The sequence below is a fragment of the Kitasatospora sp. NPDC057940 genome (genome assembly GCF_042887425.1).
In the GTDB taxonomy this organism is placed as follows: domain Bacteria; phylum Actinomycetota; class Actinomycetes; order Streptomycetales; family Streptomycetaceae; genus Kitasatospora.
Genome location: NZ_JBHVPH010000007.1, coordinates 253478 through 269787, shown reverse-complemented (window position 1 = coordinate 269787; position 16310 = coordinate 253478). Strand labels below are relative to the sequence as shown.

General features: G+C 74.7%; 13 protein-coding genes, 2 tRNA genes and 1 pseudogene. 10 read left to right on the top strand and 6 right to left on the bottom strand.

Annotation, left to right across the window (positions count from 1 at the left end):
- The first annotated feature begins 68 nt into the window (after window positions 1-68).
- Window positions 69-584 carry a ribonuclease gene (locus ACFVTF_RS14750; RefSeq protein ID WP_387813623.1) on the top strand — a complete coding sequence of 172 codons (516 nt, stop codon included), beginning with the start codon at window positions 69-71 and terminating at the stop codon, window positions 582-584.
- A gap of 36 nt (window positions 585-620) precedes the next feature.
- On the opposite strand, the gene ACFVTF_RS14745 is transcribed toward ACFVTF_RS14750, so the two are convergent.
- Window positions 621-1616 (bottom strand): hypothetical protein, encoded by a 996-nt coding sequence (locus ACFVTF_RS14745; RefSeq protein ID WP_387813621.1) that lies wholly within the window; start codon window positions 1614-1616, stop codon window positions 621-623.
- Window positions 1617-1727: 111 nt separating this feature from the next.
- Between ACFVTF_RS14745 and ACFVTF_RS14740 the strand changes: the two are divergent.
- Together ACFVTF_RS14740 and ACFVTF_RS14735 are read left to right on the top strand one after the other, a co-directional pair.
- Window positions 1728-1898: pseudogene (locus ACFVTF_RS14740) on the top strand (ADP-ribosylglycohydrolase family protein); the annotation flags it as partial.
- Window positions 1868-2395 (top strand): hypothetical protein, encoded by a 528-nt coding sequence (locus ACFVTF_RS14735; RefSeq protein WP_387813718.1) that lies wholly within the window; start codon window positions 1868-1870, stop codon window positions 2393-2395. The pseudogene ACFVTF_RS14740 and the gene ACFVTF_RS14735, both read left to right, overlap by 31 nt.
- Before the next feature lie 30 nt (window positions 2396-2425).
- Here ACFVTF_RS14735 and ACFVTF_RS14730 read toward each other — a convergent pair whose 3' ends face one another.
- Window positions 2426-3154: a GNAT family N-acetyltransferase gene (locus ACFVTF_RS14730; protein WP_063347487.1), complete on the bottom strand. Its 729-nt coding sequence runs from the start codon at window positions 3152-3154 to the stop codon at window positions 2426-2428.
- Window positions 3155-3799: 645 nt separating this feature from the next.
- Here ACFVTF_RS14730 and ACFVTF_RS14725 point away from each other — a divergent pair.
- The 5 genes from ACFVTF_RS14725 (at window position 3800) to ACFVTF_RS14705 (ending at window position 10759) form a co-directional block, all read left to right on the top strand.
- Window positions 3800-4744, top strand: a complete 945-nt coding sequence (locus ACFVTF_RS14725) for a PAC2 family protein (protein WP_371516867.1) — start codon at window positions 3800-3802, stop codon at window positions 4742-4744.
- Window positions 4745-4965: 221 nt separating this feature from the next.
- Complete coding sequence (locus ACFVTF_RS14720) at window positions 4966-5931, top strand: SGNH/GDSL hydrolase family protein (protein WP_387813618.1); 966 nt, start codon at window positions 4966-4968, stop codon at window positions 5929-5931.
- A gap of 126 nt (window positions 5932-6057) precedes the next feature.
- Window positions 6058-7371 (top strand): deoxyguanosinetriphosphate triphosphohydrolase, encoded by a 1314-nt coding sequence (locus ACFVTF_RS14715; protein WP_387813616.1) that lies wholly within the window; start codon window positions 6058-6060, stop codon window positions 7369-7371.
- Between the two features lie 132 nt (window positions 7372-7503).
- Window positions 7504-9408 carry a DNA primase gene (gene dnaG / locus ACFVTF_RS14710; RefSeq protein WP_350878164.1) on the top strand — a complete coding sequence of 635 codons (1905 nt, stop codon included), beginning with the start codon at window positions 7504-7506 and terminating at the stop codon, window positions 9406-9408.
- A 136-nt stretch (window positions 9409-9544) separates the two neighbouring features.
- Entirely contained in the window at window positions 9545-10759 is a 1215-nt protein-coding gene (locus ACFVTF_RS14705; protein WP_387813614.1) for an RNA polymerase sigma factor, read from the top strand.
- A 29-nt stretch (window positions 10760-10788) separates the two neighbouring features.
- Here the strand turns inward: ACFVTF_RS14705 and ACFVTF_RS14700 are convergent, their stop codons facing one another.
- The 4 genes from ACFVTF_RS14700 to ACFVTF_RS14685 form a co-directional block, all read right to left on the bottom strand.
- Window positions 10789-11946 carry a DUF2690 domain-containing protein gene (locus ACFVTF_RS14700; RefSeq protein ID WP_387813612.1) on the bottom strand — a complete coding sequence of 386 codons (1158 nt, stop codon included), beginning with the start codon at window positions 11944-11946 and terminating at the stop codon, window positions 10789-10791.
- A 437-nt stretch (window positions 11947-12383) separates the two neighbouring features.
- Complete coding sequence (locus ACFVTF_RS14695) at window positions 12384-13787, bottom strand: glutamate decarboxylase (RefSeq protein ID WP_387813609.1); 1404 nt, start codon at window positions 13785-13787, stop codon at window positions 12384-12386.
- Window positions 13788-13911: 124 nt separating this feature from the next.
- On the bottom strand, window positions 13912-15345 hold the full coding sequence (locus tag ACFVTF_RS14690) for an FGGY family carbohydrate kinase (protein ID WP_371516861.1): 1434 nt from the start codon (window positions 15343-15345) through the stop codon (window positions 13912-13914).
- A 107-nt stretch (window positions 15346-15452) separates the two neighbouring features.
- On the bottom strand, window positions 15453-15758 hold the full coding sequence (locus tag ACFVTF_RS14685; protein WP_350878155.1) for a hypothetical protein: 306 nt from the start codon (window positions 15756-15758) through the stop codon (window positions 15453-15455).
- A gap of 245 nt (window positions 15759-16003) precedes the next feature.
- Between ACFVTF_RS14685 and ACFVTF_RS14680 the strand changes: the two genes are divergently transcribed.
- Together ACFVTF_RS14680 and ACFVTF_RS14675 are read left to right on the top strand one after the other, a co-directional pair.
- A tRNA-Asn gene (locus tag ACFVTF_RS14680) sits at window positions 16004-16076 on the top strand.
- 61 nt (window positions 16077-16137) lie between these two features.
- Window positions 16138-16210 (top strand) — tRNA-Asn (locus ACFVTF_RS14675).
- Window positions 16211-16310: the final 100 nt, after the last annotated feature.

Here is a 16310-nt window from a genome sequence, read left to right as displayed (position 1 = left end):
CCGGATGTGGCGGCGGCCACGTGTGTAGCTGGCCGGGCGGCGCCCGCGGGCCTGCCAAGCTGGGGCGCATGACCAGACGTAAAAGCCCGCTCGTCGTCGTGGCCGTCCTGATCCTGGCCCTCGTCGCCGGCATCGGGTACCTGCTCGCCGGCAAGGGCGGCAGCAGCCACCCCAACGCCGCCGCGAGCTCCGCCGCCACCTCGGCGGGTGCCTCGGCCGCCAAGTCCTCGGCCCCCAAGCCGTCCCCGCCCGCCGGCGGCACCCCCGCCCCGAGCGGTACCTGGGTGCCCGCCGACCCGGCGCTCGCCGACGTCTGCCGCAGCAAGCTCCCCAGCCAGGCCCAGGACACCCTCGGCCTGATCGCCAAGAACGGCCCGTACCCGTACAACCGCGACGGCATCGTCTTCGAGAACCGCGAGAGCCGCCTGCCGAAGAAGTCCGGCGGCTACTACCACGAGTTCACCGTGGTCACCCCGGGCTCCAACGACCGCGGCACCCGCCGCGTGGTCACCGGCGGCTCCGGCGAGCAGTACTGGTCGCCGGACCACTACGCGACCTTCCAGGAGATCGACCCGCGCTGCTGACACCCCGAACCGCGTGACACCCCGCGCCCGCACCCCTCACCGGGCCCGGCGCCAGCTGATCCGGCGGTGGGGGCCGTGCGGGCCGGTGGTGAGGAGGGCGGTCAGTTCGTGGAACACCGGGACGGGGTCGCGCCGGAGCTGGACCGGGGTGGTGCGGACCACGGGGAGCCCGACGGCGGTCAGCCGGTTGGCGCGGGCCAGGCCGCGTTCGTGGTCGGCGGGGCGCAGGTGCCAGGCGCGGGAGTCGATCTCCAACGCCACGCAGGCGTGCGGCCAGTAGGCGTCCGGGACGGCGAGGAAACGGCCGTCCAGGAAGAGCACCGGGTTCCACAGCGGCTCGGACAGGCCCGCGTACGCGAGGAGTTCGCGGGCCTCTCCCTCCACCACCGACCGCACTCCGGCGGTGAGGTCCTCCACCACCCGGGCCACCTGCGGCAGTGCGAGCGCGCCCGGCCGGGCCAGCAAGTGGTCCAGCAGTTCGCCGAGTTCGCAGTGCCGCCGCTGGACGGCCTCCGCGCACAGCGCCCGGAACCGGCGCTGCCCGGTCTCGCCTGGCGCGAGGTCGGCCAGCGCCCGGGCGACGGTGGTGCTCCACAGCCCGTCGTCCCGCTCGAAGCCGCCCGGCAGCGGCCCGGCCGACCGGTGGATCCGGACGAACTCGCGGTCGCCGACCCGGCGTTGGGCGGGGATCAGGACGTCGATCCGGGCCAGGTCGGCCGGGTGTCCGGCGCTCGGCAGCCCCGCGTCGGCCAGCACCGCGTCCCCGGTCAGCAGCACCTCCCCGGCCTGCGGCGCCCGCCCCTTCGGGCTCGCGTACGCCAGCGCGGCGCGCAGCCGCTGATGCGCCGTCAACCGGCCGGACTGCAGGCAGATCACCCGGGGCAGCACCTGTTGCCAGGGCCCGTCGGGGCGCAGCCGGTGGGCGATGGTGCCGGACGGCACGCCGAGCCGGCGCAGTTGCGCCCGGGTGACGATGTGCTGCTGGTCGGCGCCGAGCAGCACGACGGGGTCGAGCGGGTTCACGCGGGTCATGCCCGGGGTGCTGCCCACCAGGGTCGGATGTATGCGAAACATCGCCCGTCGGGGGAGCCCACGAGAATGAGGTTGACGCGGCACCGGTCGAACCGCTGAGCTGAGCGCCATATGACGACTCCACCCACCGGCCCCGCGCTCGACGCGCTCAACGGCCTTTCGGTAGGCGATGCCTACGGTGCACAGCTCTTCGTCCCGGCCACCGCCGCCGCCCATTTCGCCGCCCGCACCGACCCGCCCGGCCCCTGGCCGTGGACCGACGACACCGAGATGGCCTGCTCGCGGCCGGCGGCGACATGGACACGGTGGCCGCGATCACCGGGGGAGTGGTCGCCGCGCGCACCGGGACCGAGGGCGTTCCGGCCGCCTGGCTGGCCGCCCGCGAACCGCTGCCCGGCTGGGCGTTCCCCGAGCCGGGCGGCGTCCGGCCCGCCCCGGAGTGCGAGGGCCGTCTGAAGCCCATGCTGCTGCCCCGCGCCTGCCCGGTGCCGGACGTGGTCTGGACGGACGAACAGTGGCAGCGGATCCGGGCCGGGCTGCGCCCCCGGGAGATGGAGGACACGTGGGTGTCCCACACCGCCGAGGGCGTGCTGCACCTGCACCGCAGCTGGACCGGCTTCGAGATCTGGAGCGTCCGGGTCGCCCCGGTGCGCGGCGGTTGGCGGCCCGGGTCGGCGCTGGCGGAGGCGCACCCCGACCGCTTCCGCGGAGCTGCCGATCCGGAGCTCCTCGCCCGGGTCCTCGACTTGGCCACCAGGGGCTACGGGTGGCGGCCGTAGCCCCCTTCGGGCCGTGATCGGACGTCCGCTTCAGGCCGTGATCAGGTGCCCGGGGCCGCCGCCGTGTCTAAGGCACTCCTGGTTGATCGCCGGATCCGGGGCGCTGGGCGAGGTGGCGGCGGCGATCCGCAGCTCGATGATGTCCCGCACCGCGGGCCACTCGTCGTCGAGGATCGAGTAGAACGCGGTCGAGCGCACCACCCCGTCGAGCCCGCGCGAGTGAGCCCGGCGGACGCCCTCGGAGGTGGCGCCGAGCCGCTCGATGGCGGTGCGCGAGCGCTGGTTGCGGGCGTCGGCGCGCAGCGAGATCCGCTGCACCCCCCAGGTCTCGAAGGCGTGGCGCAGCATCAGCAGCTTGGCCTCGGTGTTGATGCCGGTGCCCTGGGCGCGCGGCGAGAGCCAGGTGTTGCCGATCTCGGCGGCGTCGGGGACGGCCGTGGCCGGGTCGCCGAACGGCACCCCGGGCACCGGCGGCCAGACCATCGGCCCCTGCCAGTAGTCGAGTTCCAGGAAACGGGTGGAGCCGACGACCCGGCCGGTTGCCACGTTCACCGTCGCGAACGGCAGCGACCGGCCCGCGGCCTGGTCGGCGAGGGCGCGCGCGATGTAGTCGCGGGCCGCTTCGAGGCCGTGCGGGACGGGCGTGAAGGCGTAGGTCGTACGGTCCTCGGCGCCGGCCTCGGCGATGGCCGAGGCATGGTGCGCGGCGAGGGGCTCCAGCCGCACGGTGCGGCCGGTGAGGATGACAGGTACGGGCACGGAACCTTCGGTCCTTCATCGGTCGGAGGGTGCCCACCGTGCCGGGGTACGGCTCGGGAGGCAGGGACAGTCGCCCCGGCCCCGGAGCACGCCCGCCGGTACCCGCGCACGCCGGAGAGCCGGTCGGGCGGGGCGGGGGCGGCGGCCCGGAGGCGGGCAGCGCGGTGCCGGAACGGACTCGGGTCCACGGACCGGTCCGGCGGGGATGAGCGAGGGGACAGTGTGCGTCCGCGAGATGGCCGATGAGGAAACGGGAGCGCGAAGGAAACAGGCGGCCAGATGAAGGCAAGATGCGTCGTGTGGGCTGGCCGAGCACCGGTCCGGGACGTGGCCGACGGCGTTACGGGACGACGTGACGACGACGCGACGATGCGAGGCAGCGAGAGGACGATACCCGTCAGAAGGCGGTGCGTCACTTCGCGGCACGCGAATGGCGGTGCGGGCTGCTGCGACCCGCCCCCGGACGGGCCGTTGAACACCCGTGACCAGGGGCTTTCCACCCGGGTGCGATCATGGTCCGGAGCGGTCCGGAGAGGCCGTCGGACCCGCCGCCGGGCGGGTCGGGAATTCCGGCGGTGCCCGGCACGCTGGAGAGGACGAGAAGCCGGTACGTCGTGACGAGTAGAGAACGGGGTTGGGTGCGCGGTGCGTGACTTCCAGGCGCTGTACGAGCTGGATCAGCAGGGCGTGGCCGCGGTGGCCGCGGCCACCGCGGAGCTGCGCGACACCGGTGCGGGCCTCGTGCTGCTCCAGCACTTCGAGGGCTTCATGGACGCCGGCGAGGCCGGCGGCCAGGTGGTGGCCCACCTGCTGGAGACGGGATCGCCGCAGGTGGTGGCCCGTTTCGACCACGACCGCCTGGTCGACTACCGGGCGCGCCGCCCCGCGATGGTCTTCGACCGGGACCAGTGGTCGTCCTACGAGCCGCCGGAGATCCTGCTCCAGCTCGTCCGCGACGGCGCGGGCGCGCCGTTCCTGCTGCTCACCGGCCCCGAGCCGGACGTCGAGTGGGAGCGCTTCGCCGGCGCCGTCCGCGAGCTGGTGGAGCGCTTCGAGGTCCGGCTGGCGGTGGACTTCCACGGCATCCCGATGGGTGTGCCGCACACCCGCCCGGTCGGTCTGACGCCGCACGGCAACCGGCTCGACCTGGCGGCCGGCTACCCGCAGTGGTTCGAGCAGGCGCAGGTCCCGGGCAGCGCCCAGGCGCTGCTGGAGTACCGCCTGGCCGAGGCCGGGCACGACGTGCTGGGCTTCGCCGTGCACGTCCCGCACTACGTGGCGCGCTCGGAGTACCCGGCGGCCGCCGTGCTGATCCTGGAGGCGGTGCAGTCCGCCACCGGCCTGGTGCTGCCGGGCACCCGGCTGCGCGAGCGGGTCGGCGAGGTGTACGCCGACATCGAGGAGCAGCTGGCGCACGGGGACGGCGAGTTGCGCTCGGCGATCCGCGGCATGGAGGGCCAGTACGACGCGGTGGCGGGGGCGGAGGGCCGGGAGAGCCTGCTGGCCGAGCCGGTGGACCTGCCGTCGGCGGACGAGCTGGGGCGGCGCTTCGAGCAGTTCCTGGCCGAGCACGAGCGCGGCGCGGAGTAGGCCCGGAGTGGGCCGGGGCGGGGGGTAGACCCGGGCGGGGAGCAGGTCCGGCACGGAATCGGCCTCGCAGGGGCGGGAACCGGCCGGGTCGGCGACGGCGCCGGGAGTCACGGGAGTCATTCGCGGGCCCCGTTCGTTGGTGGTGGCGGCGTCGGGGGACGCGCCGCCGTACGGAGCTGCCCGTGACGCCTATCCCCCGGGGGGATGCCATGCCCACGACCATGTCCAGGACCATCCGCCCGGCCGTCGCCCTGACGGCCGGGCTCGCCGCGCTGCTGCTCGCCGGGTGCACCCCCGCGGACGGCGGGTCGGACGGCTTCGCGGGCGCGCTGCCCGCCAAGAACGCCAAGACCACGCCCCCGCCGAACGGTCCGTACGTGGCGCTCGGCGACTCGTACACCGCCGGCCTGAAGATCGCCCCGCAGGTGGGTGAGCCGAAGGGCTGCTCCCGCTCGGGGGTCAACTACCCGTCCCTGGTGGCGAAGGGGCTCGGGCTGCCGGCCGGCCAGTTCCAGGACGTCAGTTGCAGCGGCGCCCGCACCGGGGACCTGACCGGCGCCCAGGAGACCGACCACGGCACCAATCCGCCCCAGCTGGACGCGCTGAACGCGGCCACCCGCCTGGTGACGGTCGGCATCGGCGGCAACGACGCGGGCTTCATGGAGGTCGTCAAGGAGTGCGCCAAGGAGAACCTGGTGGACGCGGTGAAGGGCATCGTGGGCGCCACCCGCGCCTCCTCGCCCTGCCGCGAGCACTACGCCTCCGGCGGGACGGACGAGGTGCAGCGCAAGGTCGACGCGGCCGGTGAGCAACTCGGCCGGATCCTGCAGGACATCAAGCACCGCTCCCCGCAGGCCCGGGTGTACGTGATCGGGTACCCGACGCTGCTCCCGTCCGACCCGGCGAGCTGCCGGCCGGTGCTGGGCAAGGCGGTCGCGGCGGGGGACCTGGGCTTCCTCTCGGAGAAGGAGCAGCAGCTCAACGGCATGCTCAAGCGGCGGGCGGAGGGCGCCGGCGCGGTGTTCGTGGACGCGGCCGCCCCCTCGGCCGGGCACGACATGTGCGCGGGCCAGGCCACCCGCTGGGTCGAACCGCCCTTCCCGGCCCCGGGCCTGGCGGCGATCCACCCCAACGCCAAGGGGCAGGAGGCGGTGGCCGCCGTCGTCCTCAAGGCCGTCCGCGGCTGAGGCCGTACGGCAGGCAGCGGGCCGGGGCGGACACCAGCGCGTACCGCAGGATTCACGCTCCGGCCCACGCCCCTTCGTGCGCGGCACACCCCGGCTGTCGGGGGCGCGGCGTACGGTGAAGGGCATATGGATGACACCGCGCACCGCCTCGCCGCCGCCCCGCTCCCGTACGACCACGCCGCCGAGGCCCGCTGGGTCCCCGAACCGGACAAGCGCCCCGGCCGCACGGCGTTCCAGCGCGACCGCGCCCGGGTGCTGCACTCGGCGGCGCTGCGGCGGCTGGCCGGCACCACCCAGGTGGTCGCCCCGATGCGCAGCGACTTCCCCCGCACCCGGCTCACCCACTCCCTCGAATGCGCCCAGGTGGGGCGGGAGTTGGGCGCCGCCCTGGGCTGCGACCCGGACCTCGTGGAGGCCGGCTGCCTGGCCCACGACATCGGCCACCCGCCGTTCGGCCACACCGGCGAGGAGGCGCTCGACCAGGCCGCCGAGGCCTGCGGCGGCTTCGAGGGCAACGCGCAGTCGCTGCGCATCCTCACCCGGCTCGAACCCAAGCGCTTCGCCCCGGAGGGTGAGCACCCCGCCGCCCGGCTCGCCCCCTGGCCCGGCCGCAGCGTCGGCCTCAACCTGACCCGCGCCGCCCTCGACGCCGCCACCAAGTACCCGTGGACGCGCGGCGCCCACCCCACCGACCCGGCCTCGCCCAAGTACGGCGTCTACGCCGACGACCTGCCGGTGTTCCGCTGGCTGCGGGCCGGCTCCCCGGCCGGGCGCAAGTGCTTCGAGGCCACCGTCATGGACTGGTCCGACGACGTCGCGTACTCGACCCACGACGTCGAGGACGGCCTCCAGGCCGGCCACATCGACCCGGCCGCGCTGCGGGCGCCGAGCGAACGGGCCGAACTCTTCAAGGTCGCCGAGCGCTACGCCCCGGACGCCGAGCCGGAGGAGCTGGCCGCCGCCCTCGACCGGCTGCTCGCCCAGGACCGGTGGCCCCAGGAGTACGACGGCACGGCCCGCGCCCGGGCCGGACTGAAGGACCTCACCAGCCAGCTGATCGGCCGCTTCTGCCTGGCCGCCGAGCAGGCCACCCGGGCCCGCTACGGCCCTGGCCGGCTCACCCGGTACACGGCCGAGCTGGTGGTGCCGCGGGGCGTCCGGCTGGAGGTCGCGGTGCTCAAGGCGGTCGCCGTCCGCTACGTGATGCAGCGCGACGAGCAGGCCCAGCTGCGGGCCCGCCAGCGGATCGTGATCGCCGAGCTGGCGTACGTGCTGACCCAGCGCGCCCCCGAGGGCCTGGACCCGGTGTTCGGCGCGCTCTACCGCGAGGCCGAGGACGACCGGGCCGCGCTGCGCGCGGTCATCGACCAGATCGCCACCCTCACCGACGCCTCCGCCCTCGCCCTGCACGCCAGGCTCGTCGGCGCCTCCTGGGCCTGACCGCCCGCGGGCCCCGGCGCCCGGCGTCCGGCCGCTCGGGCGCAACCGCCCGGCGCCCGACCGCGCGCGGTGCAACGGTCCCGGCGCGACCGGACCGCCGGGAAACCCCGGCCACCCCAGTAGACTTCCGGGGTGGCCGGGCGGATCAGGGACGAAGACGTACAAGCGGTGCGCAGCGCACTGCCGATCGACGCCGTGGTCGGCGACTACGTTCAGCTCACCAACGGTGGCGGCGGCGAGTACAAGGGCGTCTGCCCCTTCCACGACGAGAAGTCCGCCTCGTTCTACGTGAACCCCGCCAAGGGCGTCTTCCACTGCTTCGGCTGCCAGGAGAACGGCGACACCATCGCCTTCCTGATGAAGATCGAGCACTTCACCTTCGCCGAGGCCGTCGAGCGGATGGCCGCCCAGGCCGGCATCACCCTGCGCTACGAGGAGGGCGGCTACAGCCCCCGCCACCAGCAGGGCGAGCGGACCCGCCTGGTCGAGGCGCACAAGGTGGCCGCCGCCTACTACCGGGAGCAGCTGGCCTCGGCGGAGGCGGAGATCGGCCGCCGCTTCCTGGCCGAGCGCGGCTTCGACGAGGAGGCCGCGAAGACCTTCGGCGTCGGCTACGCCCCGGTGGGCTGGGAGCACCTCGTCCGCTACCTGCGCGGCAAGGGCTTCACGGACAAGGAGATCCTGCTCGGCGGCCTGGCCTCGCAGGGCCAGCGCGGCGGCCTGATCGACCGCTTCCGGGGCCGGCTGGTCTGGCCGATCCGGGACATCGCGGGCGAGGTGGTCGGCTTCGGCGCCCGCCGCCTGCGCGAGGACGACAACGGCCCGAAGTATCTGAACACCCCCGAGACGCCGATCTACAAGAAGTCGCACGTGCTGTACGGCATCGACCTGGCGAAGAAGGAGATCGCCAAGTCGGGCCGCGCGGTCGTGGTCGAGGGCTACACCGACGTGATGGCCTGCCACCTGGCGGGGGTCACCTCGGCGGTGGCCACCTGCGGTACGGCCTTCGCCGAGGACCACATCAAGATCATCCGTCGGCTGCTGATGGACACCTCGCAGTACCGCGGCGAGACGGTCTTCACCTTCGACGGCGACGCGGCCGGCCAGAAGGCCGCCCTGCGGGCCTTCGAGGACGACCAGAAGTTCGCCGCGAAGACCTCCATCGCGGTCAGCCCGGGCGGCATGGACCCGTGCGAGCTGCGCCTGGCCCAGGGCGACGAGGCCGTCAAGCAGCTGATCGACAACCCCGTCCCGCTGTTCGAGTTCGCGCTGGTCTCGGCGGTGTCCAAGCACCGGGTGGAGACGCCGGAGGGGCGGTCGGCGGCCCTGGAGGAGGCGGCCCCGATCGTCGCCAAGATCAAGGACCGCTCGATCCAGCACGAGTACGCCGTCCGCCTGGCCGGCATGCTCGGCATCCTGGACGAGCCCTTCGTCGTCCGCCGGGTCTCCCAGCTGGCCCGCTGGGACCGCGAGCGCCAGCAGAACCCCCGGGGCGCCGACCGCGGCCGCCGCGTCGAGCCCGCGCCGGTGCGCCCGGCACAGCCCGCCTTCCGGCTCAACCCGCGCGACCCGGCCCAGTTCGTCGAGCGGGAACTGCTCAAGCTGGCCCTCCAGCACCCGGACCTGGTCAGCCCGGCCTTCGACCACTACGGCGAGGACGAGTTCCCCACCCTGCCGTACACCGCCGTCCGGCAGGCCATCGCCAAGGCCGGCGGGGCCGCGTACGGGGCGACACTGCCCGACTTCACCAGCGCGGTGCGCGAGGCGGCCCCGGACGACCAGGTGCGCTCGCTGGTCACCGAGCTGACCGTCGAGCCGGTGCGCTCCCGCCGGAAGGTGGACGCGGTCTACGCCGGGGAGTTCCTGGTCAAGCTGCGCCTGCTGGCGGTGGACCGGCGGATCGCCGAGGTCCGCGGCTACCTGCAGCGGCTCGGCCACCGGGCCGACGCCGAGCAGCAGCACGCGGTGCAGACCGAGCTGTGGCAGCTCCAGCAGTACGGCCAGCAGCTCCGCAGCCAGGGCGCGGCGGGGCTGTAGGAGCGCGGCGGGGCCGGGGGAGCGGCCCAGAAAGTCGGCGCACGAGTCTCGGCCACGGAGTGTGGCGTACCGCACACTGGAGGGCGTCCCACCTCCGTTCAGCGCGGGTCCGCCAGAGTCGCGCCCGCCCCGAGGGATGCCCGTGGACCGAGGCTTCGCCGCGACCGCCAGCCCGACCTCCAGCCCGACCGCCGCACCGACCTCCAGCCAGACCGCCGCACCGGCCGGCGCGCTGAGCGCCGCACCGCCCGGGGAACGGGAGGCGGACCACGGCCGGGCCGGGGCCGCGCCCCCGGACGGCGCCCGAGGCGCGCCGGAGGGCCACCCCGAGGCCCCGGAGACGGACCCCGACGCCGACGACCCGGAGCCCGAGGCGGAGGACCCGGAGCCCGACGACGGGGACGAGGAGGAGCCCCGCCCGCCGGCCGAGGGCGACGCCGGCCCGGCACCGGACCTGCTCCGCCAGTACCTGCGCGAGATCGGCCGGGTCCGCCTGCTCACCGCCGCCGAGGAGGTGGAGCTGGCCCGCCGGGTCGAGGCCGGACTGTTCGCCGAGGAGCGGCTGAACGGCGACCCCCCGCCGCCCGACCCGCTGGCCCGTGAACTGGACACCCTGGTGGTGCGCGGCCGGATCGCCAAACGCCGGCTGATCGAGGCGAACCTGCGGCTGGTGGTGTCCGTCGCCAAACGCTACGTCGGCCGCGGACTGACCCTGCTGGACCTGGTCCAGGAGGGCAACCTGGGCCTGATCCGGGCGGTGGAGAAGTTCGACTACGCCCGCGGCTACAAGTTCTCCACGTACGCGACCTGGTGGATCCGGCAGGCGATGAGCCGGGCGCTGGCCGACCAGGCCCGGACGATCCGGGTGCCGGTGCACGTGGTCGAGCTGATCAACCGGGTGATCAGGGTGCAGCGCGCCCTGCTGCAGGAGCGCGGGCTGGAACCGACCCCGGCCGGGATCGCCGCCGCCCTGGAGCTGACCGAGGAACGGGTGCGCGAACTGCTCCGGCTGGCCCAGGAGCCGATCTCGCTGCACACCCCGGTCGGCGAGGAGGACGACGTCGCGCTCGGCGACCTGATCGAGGACGCCGACGCCGCCTCACCCGCGGAGTCCGCCACCTTCCTGCTGCTGCGCCAGCACCTGGACGCCGTCCTGGCCACCCTGGGCGAGCGGGAGCGCCAGGTCGTCCAGCTCCGCTACGGGCTGGACGACGGCCGCCCGCGCACGTTGGAGGAGATCGGCACGGTGTTCGGCGTGACCAGGGAGCGGATCCGCCAGATCGAGTCGAAGACGCTGATCAAGCTCCGCGACCACGCCTTCGCGGCGCAACTGCGCGGGTACCTCGACTGACCCGCCCGCCGGGACCGGCCGGGACCGGCCTAGGACCGGCCCGGGGAGGGCTGTGCGCCGGCGGGCTGTGCACTGGCGGGCTGCGCGTCGGTCGGCTGTGCCGGGGAGGGCGGGTCGGTGGCCGCCGCGTCCGGGCCGGTGCCCGGGGGCGGTGAGGCGGGGCCGATCGGGATCGGGGTGGAGGCCACCACGGCGGCCAGGCCGGAGACGGGCGAGGTGCAGACGTGCCCGGCCGGCTGGTACCCGCAGACCTGGAAGGTGACGGCCGGGTCGGCCGCGTCCAGCATCGACGAGTAGTTGTCGTAGCCCCAGTGGATGAGCGCCGTCTCGCTCTGGCCGGAGTCGTCGCTGATGGTCGCGTAGTCGTTCGGCTCGCCCTCGGTGATCGCCGCCCAAGCCGCCTGGCAGGTCTGGCTGTACCGGAGGTAGACGACGACCTTGCCGATGACGTCGGTCTGCAGGGTCCGGGCGTCCTTGCCGCAGCCGGTGGCCTTGGGGTCCTTGTGCGCGCAGCCGACGGCCTGGCAGACGGGAGCGCCCGGGGCGGGCTTGGCCGTGGTGGCGGTCGGGACGGGCTCGGCGACGGTCTGCGGCTGCTCCTGGTGCCGGGTGGCCCGCAGGCCGACCAGCACCAGCAGGGCCGCCAGCAGGGCGGCGCCCGCCAGCAGCGTCGCCGGGCGCCGCCACCACGGCACGGGTGCCGGCCCGGCGCCGCCGGGCTCGCCGGGCGCGGCGGTCAGGTCGAGCAGGTCGGTCACGTCGGTCACGTCGGAGGCGGCAGGTGGGGCGGCGGCCGCGGGTGTGGCGGGCGCGCCGGTCCGGTCCGTCGGGGGCTGTGCCGTCGGGGTCTGCGCCGCCCGGGGTTGCTCGGGGACCGCCTGCGCGGCGGGTTCCTCCGGGGCGGCGGGCCCGCCGCCCTCCTCGGGCCCCGCCACGGCCCGCTCCCACAGTGTCCGCAGGGCCGGGCCGTCGCAGTCCACCGCCCCGGTCAGCGCCTCCAGCGCCTGCCCGGTGATGACCCGCTTGCCGTTCAGCCAGCGCTCCCAGGAGGCCCGGCTGTAGTGCGTCCGGGCGGCCAGCTCGGACAGCGAGAGTCCGGCGGCGTCCTTGATGACCCGGAGCTCCTCGGCCAGGAGCCGGGCGGGTCCGGACAGCTCTTCGGGCAGGTTCTTCCAGGCGGAACCCATGGGGCCTTCCAACGGTGCGAGACGGGAACGGGGGACGGGGGGAGCGGAACGGGCTCCGGCCGGGGGCCGTCCGGGTGTCTCCGCTTCTCCAAACCCATCGGTCCGGCGTCCCAAACCCCAGGTCATGGCGCTGAGACGGACGGAAGTGTCTCACAACCCCCGGGAACGCTCGCATGTGCACGTGTCCGTCGTGCACAGTTCTCTCGTCGGCGCGGTTCGCCGCCCGACGGCGTCGTTCGGACGCGGACCGGTCACCGGTCCCCGCTCCGGCAGCACGTCCCGATTCCCCCACCGACCGGGGCAGCCTCGCGGGGGGAGGCTGCCCCGGCTCGTCCGGGACGCACGGCGGGGAGGACGCTACGAAGCGCCCTCCCCGCCGTGATCACGCCCCACCGCGTTCACTCCCCACCGCGTTCACGCCCCGGCGGACACCCGCCCTAGTGGTGGAAGCCCGACCGGGCCGGCACCCCGAGCTCCTTGAGCGGGCCGGGCTGGCGCCGCAGCTCCGGCAGCAGCCGGGAGAGGTCGGCCAGCAGCAGGTCGGCGAGGTCCAGCGAGAAGCCGTTGCGGCAGACCACCCGGAGCACCGACAGGTCCGTCCGGTTCGCGGGGAAGGTGTACGCGGGCACCTGCCAGCCGCGCTCGCGCAGCCGCCGCGAGACGTCGAACACGTCGAACGGCTCGTCGTCGGCGGTGGTGAGGGCGAAGACCGGCAGCTGGTCGCCGCGGGTCAGCAGCCGGAAGCCGCCCAACTGCCCGATCGCTTCGGACAGGTGGATGGCGACCTCGCGGCAGGCGCCCTGGACGGCCCGGAAGCCGTCCCGGCCGAGCCGCAGGAAGACGTAGTACTGCGCGACGACCTCGGCGCCGGGGCGGGAGAAGTTGAGCGCGAAGGTCGGCATCTCGCCGCCGAGGTAGTTGACCCGGAAGACCAGTTCCTCCGGCAGCGCCTCCTGGTCGCGCCACAGGGCCCAGCCGACGCCGGGGTAGACCAGGCCGTACTTGTGCCCGGAGCTGTTGATCGAGGCGACCCGGGGCAGCCGGAAGTCCCAGACCACCTGGGGGTCGAGGAAGGGCGCCACCATGCCGCCGGAGGCGCCGTCCACGTGCACCGGGACGTCGAGGCCGGTGCGTTGCTGGAGGTCGTCCAGGGCCGCGCAGATCTCCGCGATCGGCTCGTAGGAACCGTCGAAGGTGGAACCGAGGATGCCGACCACGCCGATGGTGTCCTCGTCGCACAGGGCGACCGCTTGCTCGGCGTCGAGGTGGAAGCGCTCGCCCTCCATGGGCGCGGTGCGGGCCTCGACCTCCCAGAAGGTGCAGAACTTCTCCCAGCACACCTGCACGTTGACGCCCATCACCAGGTTGGGCCGGGCCCCGGCCGCGTAGCGCTCGGCGTTGCGGTGCATCCAGCGGCGCTTGAGCGCCATGCCGGCCAGCATGCAGGCCTCGCTGGAGCCGGTGGTGGAGCAGCCGACCGCGGCGTCCGGGTCGGGGGCGTGCCAGAGGTCGGCGAGGATCGCCACGCAGCGCCGCTCCAGTTCGGCGGTCTGCGGGTACTCGTCCTTGTCGATCATGTTCTTGTCCAGGCACTCGGTCATCAGCCGGGTGGCCTGCGCCTCCATCGAGGTGGTGACGAAGGTCGCCAGGTTGAGCCGGGCGTTGCCGTCCAGCATCAGCTCGTCGTGGATCAGCTGGTACGCGGTGTCGGCCGTGACGGGCCCCTCGCCGAGCCGGTGCAGCGGCGGTGCCAGCTTCATCGAGCCCAGTGGGTCGGCGGCGCCCACCAGCGGACCGATGCTCAGCCGGCGGTCGTTGCCGGCCCCCTTGTGCAGCGCCATGGCGTCCTGCCGCCCTTCGAGCCGGTGGCCGTGTCCCGTCCCACGCTGCCACCGGCCGCCGGGTGACGCATCTTCACCGGCCGGTGAGACCGCCGCAGCCGAGGTCGGGCCGCCGCAGCAGGGGTCAGGCCGCCGTCTCCGGGTGGATCTGTTCGCGGGCGGCGCGGTACTGCTGGCGCACCGCCGAGCCGATCGCCAGGTCCTGCTCCCCGTCCGGCTCGACGGTCTCGGCGTCCGGCAGCTCCCACTCCGGCGGCTCCGGGGTGCCGGCCAGCGCCCAGGCGGCCTGCCGGGCGGCCCCGCGGGCGGCGTGGGCGCCCGGCGGCGGCACCACGACCGGGACGCCGAACAGCGGCGGGGCGATGTGCCGGACGGCGGGCAGCCGCCCGGCCGCGCCGAGCAGGAACACCCGCCGCACCGCGACGCCCTGGGCGCGCAGCACGTCGAGGGCGTCCGCGATGTTGCACAGCATGCCCTCGACGGCGGCCCGGGCCAGGTGCTGCGGCGTCATCGAGTCGGCCCGCAGGCCGGTCAGGGTGCCGGCCGCGTGCGGGAGGGCCGGCGTCCGCTCGCCGTCCAGGTAGGGGAGGAGCACCAGCCCGTACGCGCCGGGGGAGGAGTGCAGGGCGAGGTCGCTCAGGCCGTCCAGGTCCCGGCCGAGCATGGCGGCGGTGGCGCGGAGCACCTGGGCGGCGTTGAGGGTGGCGACCATCGGGAGGTGGCGGCCGGCGGCGTCGGCGAAGGAGGAGATCAGCCCGGTGGCGTCCACCACGGCCCGGTCGTGCACGGCGAAGATCGTTCCGGCGCTGCCGAGCGAGACCACCGCGTCGCCGGGGCGCAGCCCGAGGCCGAGCGCGGCGGCCATGTTGTCGCCGGTGCCGGCCGAGATCAGCAGGCCCTCGGGGGTGTGCCCGGCGGGTTCGGCGGGGTCGAGGACCTCGGGCAGCCGCAGCTCGTGGCCGAGCGCCAGCTCGACCAGGTCCTGCCGGTACTCGCCGGTGATCGGGGACCAGTAGCCGGTGCCGGAGGCGTCGCCCCGGTCGGTGGTGCGGCGCCTGGGGTGGCCGAGGAGCTGCCAGACCAGCCAGTCGTGCGGGAGCAGCACCTCGGCCACCCGGCGGGCGTTGGCGGGCTCGAACTCGGCCAGCCAGCGCAGCTTGGCGATGGTGTAGGTCGGGCTGGGGACGGCGCCGATCGCGGCGGTCCAGGCGGCCGGGCCGCCGAGCGCGTCCAGCAGCTTGGCGGCGGCGCCGCTGGAGCGCGGGTCGTTCCAGAGGATCGCCGGCCGGACCAGCACCCCGCCCGCGTCCAGGCCGATCATGCCGTGCTGCTGCGCGCTGACGCCGATGGCCCGGACGCCCTCCAGCAGGCCGCCGGCGGCGGCGTCGCCGAGCGAGTGCAGCCACAGCTGCGGGTCGGCCTCGCCGGGGCGGGTGTCCGGGTCCTCGGGGACGGGGTGCGGCGCCTTGCCGGAGCGCAGGACGGCGCCGGTGTCGGCGTCGCACGCGACGATCCGGGTGCGGTTGGTCGAGCTGTCTATCCCCGCGACGATGGCCATGTCGAGATCATGCCTCAGCCCGGCCCGGGACGCGTCCGGGCCGGGTGAGGTGTTGCCCGTTCGGGACGGGACGCAGGGCCCCGGTACACCCTGGCGTCACCGTCCCGTCACGGGCGGAAGGTACCCCAGCCGTCGTCCTCGGCCCGGGAACGGTTGAAGTACGGCACCCGGTCGGTGACGGCGTTCGGCAGCCGGTCGCCGACCTTGTCCGCGACGGCGCCGGCGGCCTTCCCGGCGACCGCGCCGGCCTGCTGCCTGGCTCGGTCTGCGGCGCCCTGCACCGTGGGGTTCTGGGCGATCTGCCGGGTGACCTTCGTGATCTGGTCGTAGCGCCGGCGCCCGGCCCTGGAGCCCAGGACGTAGCCGGCCGCGAACCCCGCGGCCAACGACAGCTTCCACATGATCGGATCCACCCTCTCCTGGCGGCCTTCTGCCGCATTGCCCTACCCGTCCGTCGGGACGGCGAACCGTCCGTGCCCCCAGCATCCCCGGGGGCCGTGCCGGGCGCGCGCCGGGCACGCCGCGCGGGAGGCCGCGCGGGAGCCCCGGGGGCGGTCCGGCGAAAGCGATTGGCGGACCACCCCCCCGAGTGCGCTAATGTATGTCCCGCAGCGAGCGCCGAGGAGCCCGGGGAACCGGGGGCCGAGGCGGAAGCCGATCCCCCATAGCTCAATTGGCAGAGCAGCCGACTGTTAATCGGCAGGTTATTGGTTCGAGTCCAATTGGGGGAGCTCGGGAGAGGTCTTGCAAGAGCCCTCCTCCCGTCCGTGGTACGGAAGTTCGGTACCGCGATCCCGCATAGCTCAATTGGCAGAGCAGCCGGCTGTTAACCGGCAGGTTTTTGGTTCGAGTCCAAATGCGGGAGCTTCATCGGGTCCGCCCGGTGACTGCTCAGAGCGAAGGCCCCTCGGATGACCGGGGGGCCTTCGTGTTGCCTTCGTCACCTCGCGACGGCCGGGCGGCTC